Origin of the sequence: Kitasatospora sp. NBC_01302 (assembly GCF_035976515.1) — a bacterium.
Lineage (GTDB): Bacteria > Actinomycetota > Actinomycetes > Streptomycetales > Streptomycetaceae > Kitasatospora.
Genome location: NZ_CP108404.1, coordinates 4,089,191 through 4,103,316, shown reverse-complemented (window position 1 = coordinate 4,103,316; position 14,126 = coordinate 4,089,191). Strand labels below are relative to the sequence as shown.

13 protein-coding genes and 1 tRNA gene are annotated in these 14,126 nt (G+C 68.6%); 6 read left to right on the top strand and 8 right to left on the bottom strand.

Annotated features, from left to right (window positions below):
* The first annotated feature begins 33 nt into the window (after window positions 1-33).
* Window positions 34-435, top strand: coding sequence for a YccF domain-containing protein (locus tag OG294_RS17545; RefSeq protein WP_327067440.1), 402 nt, complete (start codon window positions 34-36; stop codon window positions 433-435).
* Window positions 436-497: 62 nt separating this feature from the next.
* On the opposite strand, the gene OG294_RS17540 is transcribed toward OG294_RS17545, so the two are convergent.
* Window positions 498-1,181 carry a TetR/AcrR family transcriptional regulator gene (locus OG294_RS17540; RefSeq protein WP_327067439.1) on the bottom strand — a complete coding sequence of 228 codons (684 nt, stop codon included), beginning with the start codon at window positions 1,179-1,181 and terminating at the stop codon, window positions 498-500.
* Between the two features lie 161 nt (window positions 1,182-1,342).
* Between OG294_RS17540 and OG294_RS17535 the strand changes: the two genes are divergently transcribed.
* Entirely contained in the window at window positions 1,343-2,374 is a 1,032-nt protein-coding gene (locus tag OG294_RS17535; RefSeq protein ID WP_327067438.1) for a medium chain dehydrogenase/reductase family protein, read from the top strand.
* A gap of 100 nt (window positions 2,375-2,474) precedes the next feature.
* Here the strand turns inward: OG294_RS17535 and OG294_RS17530 are convergent, their stop codons facing one another.
* Entirely contained in the window at window positions 2,475-3,728 is a 1,254-nt protein-coding gene (locus OG294_RS17530; protein WP_327067437.1) for a citrate synthase/methylcitrate synthase, read from the bottom strand.
* 134 nt (window positions 3,729-3,862) lie between these two features.
* Here OG294_RS17530 and OG294_RS17525 point away from each other — a divergent pair, with 134 nt between their 5' ends.
* Window positions 3,863-5,317 carry a citrate synthase gene (locus OG294_RS17525; protein ID WP_327067436.1) on the top strand — a complete coding sequence of 485 codons (1,455 nt, stop codon included), beginning with the start codon at window positions 3,863-3,865 and terminating at the stop codon, window positions 5,315-5,317.
* Between the two features lie 3 nt (window positions 5,318-5,320).
* Here OG294_RS17525 and OG294_RS17520 read toward each other — a convergent pair whose 3' ends face one another.
* The 4 genes from OG294_RS17520 to OG294_RS17505 form a co-directional block, all read right to left on the bottom strand.
* Window positions 5,321-6,328, bottom strand: a complete 1,008-nt coding sequence (locus OG294_RS17520) for an NADP-dependent oxidoreductase (RefSeq protein WP_327067435.1) — start codon at window positions 6,326-6,328, stop codon at window positions 5,321-5,323.
* 271 nt (window positions 6,329-6,599) lie between these two features.
* Window positions 6,600-7,166, bottom strand: coding sequence for a G/U mismatch-specific DNA glycosylase (mug, locus tag OG294_RS17515; RefSeq protein ID WP_327067434.1), 567 nt, complete (start codon window positions 7,164-7,166; stop codon window positions 6,600-6,602).
* A 128-nt stretch (window positions 7,167-7,294) separates the two neighbouring features.
* Window positions 7,295-8,440, bottom strand: coding sequence for a phosphatase PAP2 family protein (locus OG294_RS17510; RefSeq protein WP_327067433.1), 1,146 nt, complete (start codon window positions 8,438-8,440; stop codon window positions 7,295-7,297).
* 806 nt (window positions 8,441-9,246) lie between these two features.
* Complete coding sequence (locus OG294_RS17505; RefSeq protein WP_327067432.1) at window positions 9,247-9,735, bottom strand: YajQ family cyclic di-GMP-binding protein; 489 nt, start codon at window positions 9,733-9,735, stop codon at window positions 9,247-9,249.
* A gap of 192 nt (window positions 9,736-9,927) precedes the next feature.
* Here OG294_RS17505 and OG294_RS17500 point away from each other — a divergent pair.
* From OG294_RS17500 to OG294_RS17490, 3 genes are all read left to right on the top strand, one after another.
* Window positions 9,928-10,008: transfer RNA gene (locus OG294_RS17500), tRNA-Tyr, on the top strand.
* A gap of 129 nt (window positions 10,009-10,137) precedes the next feature.
* Window positions 10,138-10,764: a hypothetical protein gene (locus OG294_RS17495; protein ID WP_327067431.1), complete on the top strand. Its 627-nt coding sequence runs from the start codon at window positions 10,138-10,140 to the stop codon at window positions 10,762-10,764.
* A 64-nt stretch (window positions 10,765-10,828) separates the two neighbouring features.
* Window positions 10,829-11,512: an integrase gene (locus tag OG294_RS17490; protein ID WP_327067430.1), complete on the top strand. Its 684-nt coding sequence runs from the start codon at window positions 10,829-10,831 to the stop codon at window positions 11,510-11,512.
* A 178-nt stretch (window positions 11,513-11,690) separates the two neighbouring features.
* On the opposite strand, the gene OG294_RS41145 is transcribed toward OG294_RS17490, so the two are convergent.
* The gene (locus OG294_RS41145; RefSeq protein WP_442789173.1) at window positions 11,691-11,900 is read right to left on the bottom strand and encodes a KTSC domain-containing protein; all 210 of its coding nucleotides are present in this window, start codon (window positions 11,898-11,900) and stop codon (window positions 11,691-11,693) included.
* Window positions 11,901-11,917: 17 nt separating this feature from the next.
* Window positions 11,918-13,807: an ATP-dependent nuclease gene (locus OG294_RS17485; protein ID WP_327067429.1), complete on the bottom strand. Its 1,890-nt coding sequence runs from the start codon at window positions 13,805-13,807 to the stop codon at window positions 11,918-11,920.
* Between the last annotated feature and the right edge of the window lie 319 nt (window positions 13,808-14,126).

The window sequence follows — 14,126 nt, the reverse complement described above, 5'->3', positions numbered from 1 at the left end:
ATGGACGGCCCCAGGAGTGGAAGGCTTGGTCCCATGAAGGCGATCGAGTTCGTGCTCAACATCCTGTGGCTGATCTTCTGCGGCATCTGGATGGCCATCGGCTATGTGATCGCCGGTGTCATCTGCTGCGTACTGGTGATCACCATTCCGTTCGGCATTGCCTCGTTCCGGATCGCCGGCTACGTGCTGTGGCCGTTCGGTCGCACCACGGTGGAGCGGCCGGACGCCGGGGCGGCGTCGTGCGTGGGCAACGTGATCTGGCTGGTGTTCGCCGGGTGGTGGCTGGCGCTGGCGCACATCGCGACCAGCATCCCGCTCTTCGTCTCGATCATCGGCATCCCGTTCGGCTGGGCCAACCTGAAGATGGTGCCGATCTCGCTGATGCCGCTGGGGCGCGAGGTCGTCCCCACCGACCAGCGGTTCGCCGGCTGGTGAGGTTCGGCAGGTGGCGAGGTCCGGCAGGTGAGGTCCGGATGGTGAAGTCCGCTGGTGAGGCGCTAGGGGGCCAGCAGGCTGGTCAGTTCCGACTCGAAGAGCAGGGCGGGGTCGAAGCCCATGCCCGTGTAGTGGCCGGCCAGTTCGAGGGAGAGGACGCCGTGCAGGCGGGACCAGAAGGCCAGCGCCCGGCGCAGTGTCGGGGTGGCGGCCGGGTTGCCGCCGTCCCACTGGCGGTGGTCGGCCAGGTGCTCGTCGAGCGCGGTGGTGCGGGCCGCGGCTGACAGCGGCTCGCAGGCCCGGAGCAGCACCGCCATGATCTCCGAGGCGATCGTGGTGACCTCCGCGGGCGCGTGGTAGCCGGGCACCGGCGTGCCGTAGATGAGGAAGTAGCGCTGCGGGTCGTCCAGCGCCCAGCGGCGCAGCGCATGGGCCAGGCCGCCGAGATCGGCGCCCGCGGCGGCGGCGCCCTGGACGGCGGCGGCCTCGCTGCGGTAGGCGTCCTTGATCAGCTCGGTGATCAGCTCGTCGCGGCTGGCGTAGTAGCGGTAGAGCGCCGGGCCGCTCATGCCCAGCTGCTTGGCGATCGCGTTGAGCGAGAGCGCGGTGGCGCCCGCGGTCGCGATCTGTTCCCAGGCGCGTTCCTTGATCTCCGCGCGCAGTTGGCTCCGGTAGCGCTCGCGGGGGGTGGCCGGGTCGCCGCCCGCGGTGGGAGTGGTGGCGGCCTTGCGGGTGCTGGGAGCCATGGATGCACTGCCTCTCTCGCGCTCTCGATGAGTTAGAGGCTATCACTCTCGACAGTACGGCTAACGAAAATTTCCGCCAACCTGTTGACAGGCATTCGCGTCAGTTAGAAGCTGTAACCAACACAAGGGTTTCTAAGGGCTTCTAAGAGGAGTGGGTGGCGATGGGTGCCGCGACGTTCGTCGAGATCGTGCTGCCGGGCAAGGTCGAGCCGGAGGGCCTGAAGGTCCGGCGCGGGGTGGTCCCGGTGGCGGGGCCGGGGCAGGTGGTGGTCGAGGTCGAGGCGACCGGCGTCTCCTTCGCCGAGCAGCAGATGCGCCGCGGCCGGTACTACGACCAGCCGCCGTTCCCGTTCGTGCCCGGCTACGACCTGGTCGGCACCGTGCTGGAGACCGGCCCGGGCGTCCCGCCGGAGCTGGCCGGCCGCCGGGTGGCCGCGCTGGTCAAGGTCGGCGGCTGGGCCAGCCACGTGGTGCTGGACGCGCTCGACCTGGTGGAGGTGCCCGACGGACTGGGCGCCGCGGAGGCGGAGGCGCTGCTGCTCAACGGGGTCACCGCCTGGCAGATGCTGCACCGCAAGGCCCGGGTGCGCGCCGGGCAGACCGTCCTGGTGCACGGCGCCAACGGCGGGGTGGGCTCGGTCCTGGTGCAGCTGGCGCAGGCGGCCGGGGCCCGGGTGATCGGCACCGCGACCGCCCGTCACCACGAGGCGCTGCGCGCGGCCGGCGTGCTGCCGGTCGACTACCGCACGGAGGATGTGCCCGCCCGGGTACGGGAGTTGGCGCCCGATGGGGTGGACGCGGTGTTCGACCACGTCGGCGGCCGCGGCGTGATCGACTCCCGGCGGCTGCTCGCGCCCGGCGGTGCGCTCGTCTGCTACGGCAGTGCCGCGACCCGCGACGACACCGGGTCCAAGCAGTGGCCGGTGCTGAAGCTGCTCGGCCGGGTCTGGCTGTGGAACAGCCTGCCCAACGGCCGCAGCGCCTCCTTCTACAACGTCTGGGCCGGCCGGGCCGTCAGCAAGTCCCGCTTCCGGGCCCGGCTGCGGGCCGACCTGGCCCAGGTCTTCGCCACCGCGGGGCGCGGTGAACTCGTCGCCCGGATCGCGGCCGAGCTGCCGCTGGACAGTGCGGCGAAGGCGCTGCGACTGGCGGAGTCGGGGACGGTGGCCGGGAAGGTGGTGCTGAAGCCGTAGCGGGTGGTGGGGAGTGGCCCGATCGCGGGCGACGGTTGCGGGCCTCGGGTCTCGGGCGTCGGGTCGCGGGCGTCGGGTGTCGGGCGCCGGGTCTCCGGCCTCAGACCGACGGCGGAGCCGGCACGGGCAGCGGCACCGGCTGCGGGGCGGCCGGGCCGGTGTAGCGGGCGGCGGGGCGGATGATCTTGCTGTCGGCGGCCTGCTCCAGGATGTTCGCGCTCCAGCCGATCACCCGGGCGGCGGCGAAGGTCGGGGTGAACATGGCACGCGGCAGGCCGCACAGGTGCATCACCACGCCGGCGTAGAACTCGACATTGGTGTGCAGGTCGCGGCCCGGCTTGAGCTCGTCGAGGATCGCCAGCACCTGGCGCTCCACCTCGACGGCGAAGTCCACCAGCTCGCCGCCGAAGCCCTCGGCCACCGTGCGCAGCATCCGCGAACGCGGGTCGTCGGTGCGGTAGACGGGGTGGCCGAAGCCCATGATCCGGTCGCCTGCCAGGACGCGCTCGCGGATCCAGCCGTCGATCCGGTCGGGGGTGCCGATCGCGTCCAGGGTGTCCAGCGCCCGGCTCGGTGCTCCGCCGTGCAGCGGTCCGGAGAGCGCGCCGAGCCCACCCACCAGGCAGGCCGCCAGGTCGGCGCCGGTGGAGGCGATCACCCGGGCGGTGAAGGTGGAGGCGTTGAAGCCGTGGTCCACGGTGGAGATCAGGTAGCGCTCGATCGCGCGGGCCTCGGCCGGGCCCGGCTCGTCGCCGGTCAGCATGTACAGGTAGTTGGCGGCGTACGACAGCTCCTCGCGCGGCTCGATCGGGGCCTGGCACTGCTGCAGCCGGTGGAGCGCGGTGAGGACGGTGGGCACCAGCGCGGTCGCGAAGAGCGCGTCCTCGATCCGCTGCTCGGGCGTGGTGTCGTAGAGCGGCCGGCTGCCGCGGGCGGCCGACGCGATGGAGAGCGCGGCGCCGAGGCCGGCCAGCGGGCCGGCGTCCTTGGTGGAGGCGGCCAGCGCGGGCAGCAGCGGGCGCAGGGCCTCGGGCAGGCGGCGCAGCGGCGCGGTGCGGGCGTGGAAGGCGGCGCGGGCGGCGGCGTCCGGCAGCTCGCCCAGCAGCATCAGGTGCCAGACGTCCTCCAGGCTGCGCTGCTCGGCGAGCTCGATGGCCGAGTACTGGCGGTAGTGGTAGAAGCCCTCGATCCCGCGGACGTCGCTCAGCGCGGTCTCGGTGACGACGACGCCCTTGAGGCCGCGCGGCACCTCGATGCCCGGGGGTTCGGTGGTGGTGGGCTTGGTCGTGGTGGCGGTGGCGGTGGTGGCGGGCTCGTCGGTGGGGGCCTGGGCCGGATCTATCGCGGTCGGCATGACTACCTCCTTCAGGGGCTGACGGTTGGTACTCTCCAAGTGTTGATCCATGTTGTCAATGTTGATTGAAATCAATGTGACATACTGCAGATGAGCGTGCTGGGCAGGGCGGCAGGGCAGGGAGAGGGTCAGGGATGGAGCAGCGCAGCGCCACGGGCGGGGCGGCGGATGCGGGCGAACCGGCGGGCGCGACAGGCCGGTTGAGCACGCAGCAGGTCGCCGAGCTGCTCGGCGTCAAGGTGGCGACCGTCTACGCGTACGCCAGCCGAGGCCTGCTGAGCAGCGAACGGGTGCCGGGCGGCAAGGGCAGCACCTTCGATGCGCGCGAGGTGGACGCCCTGGCGGCCGGCCAGCGCCGCCGGCTGCCACGGTCGCCGGGCTCCGAGCCGGCGGTGTCGCCGGGTTCCGCACCCGGGCTGCCGCCGATCGAGCCGGTCACGGTGCGGACCGCGCTGACGCTGATCGAGGACGGTCGGCTGTACTACCGGGGGGTGGACGCCGTGCGGCTCGCCGAGCACTGCGGGTTCGAGGCGGTGGTCGGCTGGCTCTGGGGTGTGGGGGCGGATGCCGCCCCGGGGGCGCCGGCGGGTGCGGGGGCTGCGGGGGGCTGTGGCGAGGACGCCGTGGTGCTGCGGGCGCCCGGGGAGCTGGTGGCCACGCTGCGCCGGGCCGGGCAGCTGCTGCCGGCCGCCGCTCGGCTGCCCGACCGGCTGCGGGTCTCGGCGGCGGTGGCGGCGACTGTCGACCCGCTCCGCTTCGACCTCCGGGAGGAGAACGTCCGGGCCGTGGGGGCGGGCCTGATCGCCGCCCTGGTGGAGGCGCTGCCATCGGCTGCGGGTGCGGCTTCGGGTGCGGGCGTGGGCGTGGGCGCGGGCGCGGGTCTGGCCTCGCGGGCGGGCGCGGTGCCTGAGGCCGACGAGTTCCCGGCCGGCGCCTCGCTGGCCGCCCGGCTGTGGACACGGCTCTCGCCCACCGCGCCGACGCCTGGCGCGGTGGAGTGCCTGGACCGCGCGCTGGTGCTGCTGGCCGACCACGAGTTGGCGGTGTCCACGGTCGCGGCGCGGGTCGCGGCCTCGGCCCGCGCGCACCCGTACGCGGTCGTCTCGGCGGGCCTCGGCGCCAGTGACGGGCCGTTGCACGGTGCGGCCAGCGCGCTCGCGTACCGGATGCTCGGCGAGGTGCTGGCGGCCGGGGACGCGGTGCCGGTGGTCTCCGAGTACCTGCGCACCGGTGTGGCGATCCCGGGCGCGGGGCACCGGCTGTATCCGGCGGGCGATCCCCGAGCCCGCGCGCTGTTGGAGGCGATGCGTCAACTGCCGGACGCCGAAGGTGTGCTGGCGGCCATCGAGGCGGTGGTCCGGGCGATCGCCGGGCCGCGGGCGCGGGCGGGCGACGCCGCCAACGTGGACCTGGCGCTGGCGGCGTTCGCGCACCTGGGCGGGATGGCGGCGGAGGCCGGCGAGGTGATCTTCTCGGTGGCCCGGACGGCGGGTTGGCTGGCCCATGCGATGGAGGAGTACCGCGAGGCGCCGCTGCGGATGCGGGCGCGCGGCGTCTACGTGGGGCCGGCGGTGGGCGGGAGCGGCTGAGCCTCAGGAGTCGGCGTCGCCGACCTGGACGATCATCTTGCCGATGTTCGCGCCGTCGAGCATGCCGAGGAACGCGGTCACGACGTTCTCGAAGCCCGTGACCACCGTCTCGTCCGCCCGGATCCGCCCGGAGCGGATGTGCGGAACCAGGAAGCCCGTCAACTCCTGCTGGAGGTGCCGGAATTCGCGGACCAGGAAGCCGTCCAGCCGCAGGCTCTTGCCGACGACGGCGTAGAGGTTGCGCGGCGCGGCGGGCGGCTCGACGCTGCTGTACTGGGCCACCGCGCCGCACCAGGCGATCCGCCCGTGGTCGCGCAGTACGTCGATGGCGCCTTCGAGGTGGTCGCCGCCGACGTTGTCGAGGAAAGTGTCGATGCCCTCGGGTGCTGCCGCGCGCAGCAGTTCGCCCACCGGGCCGTCGTGGTAGTTGAAGGCGGCGGAGAAGCCGGCCCGCTCGGTGAGGTGCTCGACCTTGGCGTCGGATCCGGCGCTCCCGATGATCCGGCTCGCGCCGAGCAACTGGGCGATCTGGCCGGCCGCGGTACCGACGCCGCCGGCCGCGCCCGAGATGAAGATCGACTCGCCGGGCTGCAGGCGCAGGACCTGGGTCAGCCCGACGTAGGCGCTCAGTCCGGTGCCGCCGAGCAGGCTGAGGTGGGTGCTCAGCGGCACACCCGCGAGCGGCGGCAGCACGCGCACCTCCGTGGCGGTGACCACGGCGTGGGTGCGCCAGGCATTCCGGTGGAAGACCAGGTCGCCGATGGAGAGTTCGGGTGTCCGGGACTCGATGACTCGGCCGATCGAGCGACCCTCCAGGGGAGTGTTCAGCTCCCACCCGCCCTCGTCCATCGCCTCGCGCATGTAGGGGTCGACGGAGAGGTAGATGTTCTCGACCAGCGCGCTGCCGGGGGTGAGCGGAGCGAGCTGATCCGCCACGAAGGTGAAGTTGTCGGCGCTGGGGCGGCCGACGGGGCGGGAAACCAGGTGGACGGCCATGGGCTGACGGGACATCGCGAGCTCCGGAGGGGATCGGCGGGTGGGAATGCGATCACCGTAGGAGCGCGGGAGAAGGGGTTGCAGAGGGGCGCATTGATGGAGCGGGGGGCTTCCATGAGCGCGATTCATGGAATAGGCCTGCTGGGCGGGGGTGGCGGGGGGTGGTTTATGAATGAGCGGTCATTCATTGTGCGCGGGAGTTCTTGCATGACCGTTCATGCATGACCGTTCTTGCATGACTGTTCATGCAAGAACGCCTACCCGCTCTGGGAGCAGCCGCCGCAGCTCACTCCACGGCCTCGCGCAGCTTGCGGAACTCTGCCGCCAGCGCGTCCAGCGAGTAGTGGGCGTTGAGGCCGCTGGGGTTGGGCAGCACCCAGACCTCGGTCTCGCCCACCCCTTCCGCCTGCGGTCCGATTGACGCGCGCGGGTGCCCGAAGGCCGTGCGGTACGCCCCGATGCCCAACACCGCCAGTACCCGGGGCCGCAACCGGGTCACCCGTTCGACCAGTGCCGCGCCGCCCTCCTTCAGCTCGGCCCGGGTCAGCTCATCGGCCTTCGCGCTGGCCTGGGCGACCACGTTGGTGATGCCCAGGCCCAGCTCCAGCAGTTCGCCCTGCTCGTCCGGCCGCAACTGCCGGGAGGTGAAACCGGAGCGGTACAGCGACGGCCAGAACCGGTTGCCGGGCCGCGCGAAGTGATGCCCGGTGGCCCCGGACCAGAGCCCGGGGTTGATCCCGCAGAACAGCACTCGCAGTCCTGGCGCCGAGACATCGGGGATGGTCACGTCCTGGGCCGCTGCCAGCTGCTCGGCATTGGGGCGGAACGGGGTCACGGGGGAGGGATTCTGCACCGGAACAGTCTGCCCCGCCCCCGCTCCGCCCGGAAGGCGCACGGGGCAGCCGGGCCGACCCGGCTACCCCGCTCCGTCCCTACCGACCCGGTCGCCCGTGCTGTGGGCCCGGGCTCGCTGTGTGCTTGCTAGCTCGTCGCGGTCGTCGCTGCTGCGGCCTTCGTTGCCTTCGCTGCCTTCGCCGCTGTGGGCGTCAGCGGTGAGGCCGCCGGTGCCGCAGTCGGTGCCGTCGTCGTCGATGCCGGTGCGGTCACCGCTGCCGTCCTCACCCGCGCGGTCGCCGTTGCCGTCGCGCCGGTCGGCTCGTCACTGGTGGCCGAGGCCCGGGTGGCGAGCAGCTCGCGGGCCTGACGCGCCTGCCGCTTCGCCGCACGGCGGTCCAGCAGCCGGCCCAGACCGAAGACCACCACCGCGGCGTAGAGCCAGCCCATCAGCACGTCGATCACGAAGTGCTCGGCGCCGTAGACCAGGGTGAACGCCATCGCCAGCGGATAGGCGGCCAGCAGCACCCGCAGCTTGCGCCCGGCCGTCGGCCAGAAGAAGAGCGCCAGCAGCATCGGGTACGCGGCGTGCAGCGAGGGCATCGCCGCCACGTCGTTGTCGAACTGGCTGCCGTTCTCGAAGATCGACCCGGCCCGGGGCAGCCCGCTCTGGGTCAGCACGTCCGAGACCACTCGGGTCAGCTGCGGCAGGTGCGCGTTCTGCGCGGCCAGCCACGGCGGGTCGGCGGGGTACAGGATGTACGTCGCGAAGCCGGCGAAGGTCAGCGCCAGGTAGAACGCGAGCAGCCGGGTGAACCGGTCGTGCCGCCGCCGCCAGAGCGCGGCCAGGACCACGAAGATCGCGAAGAAGTGCGACATGTAGACGGTGGTGCACAGGTAGTCGTACCAGTGCGGGTGGCCCGGCGTGTACAGCCAGTGCTGCAGCCGCACGGTCCACACCTGACCGAAGCCGAAGACCTTGTCGATGGCGATCTGCGGCGCGTAGTGCACCGCCCACGGGGTGTGGGCGCCGTAGCCGCGCAGCAGCGAGTAGACGTAGACGGCCCCCATCACGGGGATCCAGTCCCGCAGCACCCGCAGCCAGCCGCCCCGGTAGCCGCTGTGCACGGCGCCGGCGACCAGTGCGCCGATCAGCCAGCAGAAGACCACGTCGTTCTGGTACGGCAGCCCGTTGTCCGCGACGTACCGCCAGAGCAGGAAGCCGTAGAGCGGCCAGGCCAGGAACCGCAGATGCCGGGTCCGGTACCGGACGACGGCCAGCCGTTCGCTCACCGGCGCGAGCCTCTCCCGGACCACGGCCAGCCGGCCGCGCCACCCCGTCGGTGGTGGCCCCGAGCGCTTGCCGCTGACACCTGAGGAACCGTTGGCAACGCCTGAGGAACCGTTGGCCGCGCCCTGCGCTGGGGCCTCGGCGGTCGATGGGGAGCCGACCGGCGCCGGACGGGTCGCGTCGGCGGAGGAGCGGACGAGGTGGAGCGGGCTGGTCACCGGTGGCGTCCCCTTCGAGAGATCTGGTGGGGCAAGCCGGGTCAACGTAATGCTCGTTTTTTAAGAATTACTGAGCCCGGGCGTCGGCCCCGTGCCGTCGCGCCCCGATCCTGCCTCCGTGCCTGGCGTGCTGCCCACCCTTCGGGAGCCACCTGGCCTGGACTTGACCGGTTCGAACCCATTTGCGGGGCGCCCCGGCGTCCAGCGGACTTACACCAAATTCTCAGGAAACTTCCGCAACCGCGACTTCAGGTCCGCGTGCGGTCCGGATGCAGTAGGCATCGCCGGTCCGTCACCACCGGGGACCGACCGCTCTGCGGGGTCGCGCCCGGCCCTCTCGGCGAGGCGGATACGCCGGGCGGCGCATGCTCAGTGGGAGCATCAAACCATCCAGGACGACGGTCAGTTGGGCGGGCCCGTCGTGCACCCCCAGATTCTCGCCCGCTTGCCGGGGCGCCCGCCCCATCGTGACCGTGCCTCAGCCGCCGGGCCGCGAGCCGCTCCTGCCGGTGATGCCCGCTCCGGCCGCTACGGCCGATGGCCGCGCCCGGAAGCCCGGACACGGCCATCACGCGGTTGGGCCTGGCCCGTCAGCGGTAGTTCACGAACTGGATCGCGAAGTCCAGATCCTTGCCCTTGAGCAGCGCCTGCACCTCCTGCAGGTCGTCGCGGCTCTTCGAGGAGATGCGCAGCTCCTCGCCCTGGATCTGGGCCTTCACGCCCTTCGGGCCCTCGTCGCGGATGATCTTGGAGACCTTCTTGGCATCCTCCTGAGTGATGCCCTCCTTGATCGTCGCGAAGATCTTGTACTCCTTGCCGGACAGCTGCGGCTCGCCCGCGTCCAGCGCCTTCAGCGAGATCTTGCGCGCGATCAGCTTGCTCTGGAACACGTCGAGGATGGCCTTGACCCGCTCCTCGCCGTCAGCCTTGAGCTCGATCCGCTCGCCCGTCCAGCCGATGGTCGCGCCGACGTTCTTGAAGTCGTAGCGGGTGGCGATCTCGCGGGAGGTCTGGTTGATCGCGTTGTCGACCTCCTGCTTCTCGACCTTCGAGACGATGTCGAAACTGGAGTCGGCCATCTGTGGTGGTCTCCTTGCGATGTCGGCAGCACATGCCCCACCGATGCGGGGCTCTCACGCCCCCAGCCTATCCAGCACCACCCCGCCCCGACCCTCTGATCACCCGTGCCCAATCGAGTGGCGGAGCACCCCCTGTCATCAGGTAAGGTTTACCCAGTCGAACGGGGCAAGGCCCCGAGAGACACCAATCCTGGCTGGTTGCCCGAGCGGCCAAAGGGAGCAGACTGTAAATCTGTCGCGCAAGCTACGCAGGTTCGAACCCTGCACCAGCCACAGGATAGAGAAACAGCCCCTGATCTGCGGAAACGCGGATCAGGGGCTGTTTTGTTGTGTCCGGATGGCCGTTGGTCAGGGCGGGGGCGTTTTGGGTGACTTGTCTCGCTTTGGGTTGCCTGGAAACCGGTGCCGACCAGCATCTCCGGACCAGTCACGGACCAGGACCCGGGGCTCCTCGGCCAGGTGCACCGTTACGCGGCGTCGGAGCGAGGCAGCGGAGCCGGCTGCCAGAGACCGAGCGCGCAGCTGCGCCTGGGCGACCTTGCCCGGTCGTACAAGCTGGACCCGAGCTTCGAGCATGTGCCGATCGGCGGCGAGATCGACCTGAAGCGCGAAGACATGATCGTCATCTGCAGACCACGGCCTTCCAGCCACGTCGCCGGCGTGCTCGCCCAAGACCCGTCGATCTGTTTCGAGCGCGCCGAGGACGGCCCCTGGACCCTGCGTGACAGGGAGGCCGGGACCGCCTACCGCTCCGGTATGGACTCGGACCCGCGCACCAACTCGGACGTCGCCTACCTCGGCCGACTGCCCAAGCCCGACGTGCAAGGGCTGGTCATGGTGCTGACGGGCATTCACCCCCAAGGCACGCTCGGCGTCATCCACCTCATCGTGAACGACCTCGCTGACCTGTACTCCCAGGTCGGCACCGGGCGCTTCTCGGTCCTGGTGAACGTCGACTACGACCCGGCGAACAACGAACCCGTCAACGTGCGCCTCCTGTCGCCCTTCTACCGTCACGAGGCACGCTGAGCGGGGTGCGCATAGAGATCGCTACGAGCCCGCCTGCGCGGACAGCGGCTGCTCTCATGGGGTGGTGTGGCACGTCTCCCGACTCGGCGTCAGCTTGCTGGCGGAGATCACCAAACGGCCGGGGGAGGCGCTCGCGGAGTGCCTGGCGGCGGCGATCACGCAGACTGCCGAACTCCACGGCGACACCTGCGACCTCGCCCACCCGGGGACGCCGTCCGCCACGGTGATCGCTACCCGAATCGGTGAGGAGGAGGGCGAGTACCTGGTTCTGGCGGACTCCACGCTCGTCCTCGAACCGGCTGATGGGCGTGCACCGGTGGCGATCACCGACGACCGCGAGACGAAGGTTGGCGCGGTCCTGCGACAGCCGATGGACGCGGAGGCGACGGGGAGCCAGGCGCACACCGATGCCCTGCGTGCCTACGCGGAGGCCCTACGCGGCCACCGCAACCGACCGGGCGGGTTCTGGGTCGCAGCCGCCGATTCCGCGGCAGCCCACGAGGCGCTCACCGGCACCGTTCCGTGCGCCGACCTCGCCGGCTTCACGCTCCTCAGCGACGGCGCCTCACGTCTGGTCGACCGCTTCGCCTTGGCCGACTGGTTCCAGACCCCCAGGCTCGTGTGCGCCCAGGGGCCAGCCGAGTTGATCCACCAGGTCCGCGCAGGCGAGCGCGACGATGCCGCAGGCAAGCGCTGGCCCCGTGGCAAGGCCCACGACGACGCCGCAGTTGCCGCTGTCACCCTTTAACCGCCTGCCGCACAACTCGCCGCGTCCCACTGCCGAATTCAGCTTTACTAGGTCAAGGGCGCGCGTCCTGCGCGCGCCGACTACTGAATTTAAATGCGTGATGCCGAGCCTGGTCATGATGCAGCCGCCTATGACATGCACTATTCAAGGGGTGCGCCATGTCGGCGCACCCCTTTTGCTAAAGTCTCCAGAATGAAAATTTACCTCTGATGAAAGCGGCGAAAAATCTGCCATGGCTTTCGGCCTCCATGAGCTCACGATGGAGTGCAGGCGGTACCGCACGGTACTGGTAGATACCGCCACTCAAGAACTCAATTTCGAGAATCTCGGACCAGCGGTCGTAGCCGATGGATCTGATATTGCTTGAGCGTACGATGAATCGCTCCATTGTCTCTCCAGTCTATTTCATTTGGCGATGCCTCGGACATGCTGAATAATCTCAGCAAAGACCGCCGGTGGCTGGCCCGTGGCTGTTCGGGCGGCTTCGTAGTAGGTGAAGGAGTTCTTGCCGCTATAGCCCAGTCCGGTGGAGATAAGCTCTTGAACCCGGGCGTACCACTCGGCCCAGTCGTTCCGCAGGCAGTCCTCCAAACGGTCCGCGAAAGAGGCATGGCTGTAGTCGGCCCTTGTCGGAGGCCATTGCTCTGCCGCATGTCCGAGATAGCGGAGGAGCCTCATATTTTCGGCTGCAGACTTCTGGGCGTCTTTTGCCGCATCCTCAGAATTTCCGGAGTTTTGAAACTTTCTCTCCTCGGTGCCAATATCTCCGTCAAAGACGACATAGCACGGGATTCCGAGGAGATTCAGAATTGCATGGCTGAGCATCAGGCCGATCTTCCCATTGGCATCAGCTACGTAGATTCCGTCGACGGTTAGAGGGCCGGACTCCCGCTCGGCGTAGCCTTCGAAAATCGCCTTGTCTGTCGTTCCTTCAACCAGGAGGACCGCCGAGGCAAACATTGCCTCGGAGAGCTTATTCAGGCACGCATTCTCCAGCTGCTTAGCGATCTTCGAAGAATCGATATAGCCAGTCAGCTCTTCCGTTACGTTATCAACGGTCACATGCGAAATTGATACATAGGGGCGATTGTCCGAAGACTTCTCGCGACTGATCCGCCTGATCTCATGAAACTTCCTTGGCTCTACAAAAATGGGGTTGTGTGTGGCGTAGGCAACCTGGGTGTTTTGGGTGGCGTCCTCGGCGATCCTTCGCAGTACGGAGGCGAAGGCTCGCGCCTGCACAGGGTGCTGATAGAGCTCAGGCTCCTCGATAGCCAGACACAGCGACCCGCTACGGCCTCCGGTTGAATGCCGGTCAGAGAGCAACTTGAGTGCAGAGATGATCATTGCACGCTGAAAACCGTGGCCCTGCTTTTCGACAGCCGTCTCAACCTGGCCGTCGAGAACGCGTACATTGAAAACGGGCTTAGATGGCTTACTCGGAGCTTCGGATGACGAGATTCGAATATTTCGCCCCGTGGAAAATACCCCGACAGCGTCAGAGATTTCGCGCGAGATCCGCTCAAGCTGCGGCCCAAATCTCCGACTGGAGATCTCCGCGCGTTCGAGATTGCTTCGAGCCTCCAGCTCTGCAAGTTCGGCGTCGGCAACTCGGCGGTCAATTGCGCGTTCGATGATTCTTCCAAAGATGGACTTTCGAGTATCGATAGCCTCCTCCAGCGCGCGAAGGTCGGCGCTGACGAGAATATATTCGAAAAGGCTGGAAAGCTTTCCTTGGCCGGCGAAACCGAAGAACTCGGTGACCTCTTCCAGGGTGGCTGTTAGGCGATGATTATTTTCTCGCTCCCATGTGATCATTGAGTTATTGACAGCTTCAACACTTCCTGCGGGGGGCAGTCCTAGTTCGGATTGGGAGTCCCGCAGCGCATTGTAAGCACGCCGCTTTTCCATTGCTCCACTTTTGCTGCGAACCTCTTGGAAGGCGGGAAAGGACAAAGCCTTTCCCGTAATCTTGTCTTCTCCGCTTTCCCAAGATCGCCACAGAACAAGGTTGTCTACATCGGGGGGCGCATAGTGCCCAAGTGAGGCCTTGTCGGTTTCGGTGAGGTCGCTGAATTCGACCTCGACGAGGATCTTCTTGTCGCTGCCGCTCTCACAAACATCGGAATCGGTGAGGGCGACGGACTTTTCTCCATTGAAGAACCAATCGAGCGCGCGCAGGACGGTCGACTTGCCAACGCCATTCGGGCCGATAATTGACGTGACCTCGTCGAACCTGATTTCGGCGTCAACCAGGCAGCGGAAGTTCTGGATCCGCGCGCGCTTCATCTTCATGCTTCATGATGGTCTGTCGGCGGCCCGCCGTTCAAGCTAATTGGAAGGATTTGATTGACATCGTCGCGGGATGTATCCTTCGCCATTTTGCTGCCTCCCTCAAGCGCTTTCGAAGCTGGCGGGTCGTCTCACGTGCCATGTTGATCTTGAGAGGAAGCGGCGCGCGAGAATCGGAACCGATTGCGTGTGGCTTCCAGAGCTGCTTGCCGTCGGGAGACCTGACCGCACCTCGCGGTGCTTGGGGCAGATCCCGCGTCGAGTCGGGACGTCCTAGCGAAAGGAAGTGCCCCATTTACGAGTCGCAGCGGGGGAAGCGTTG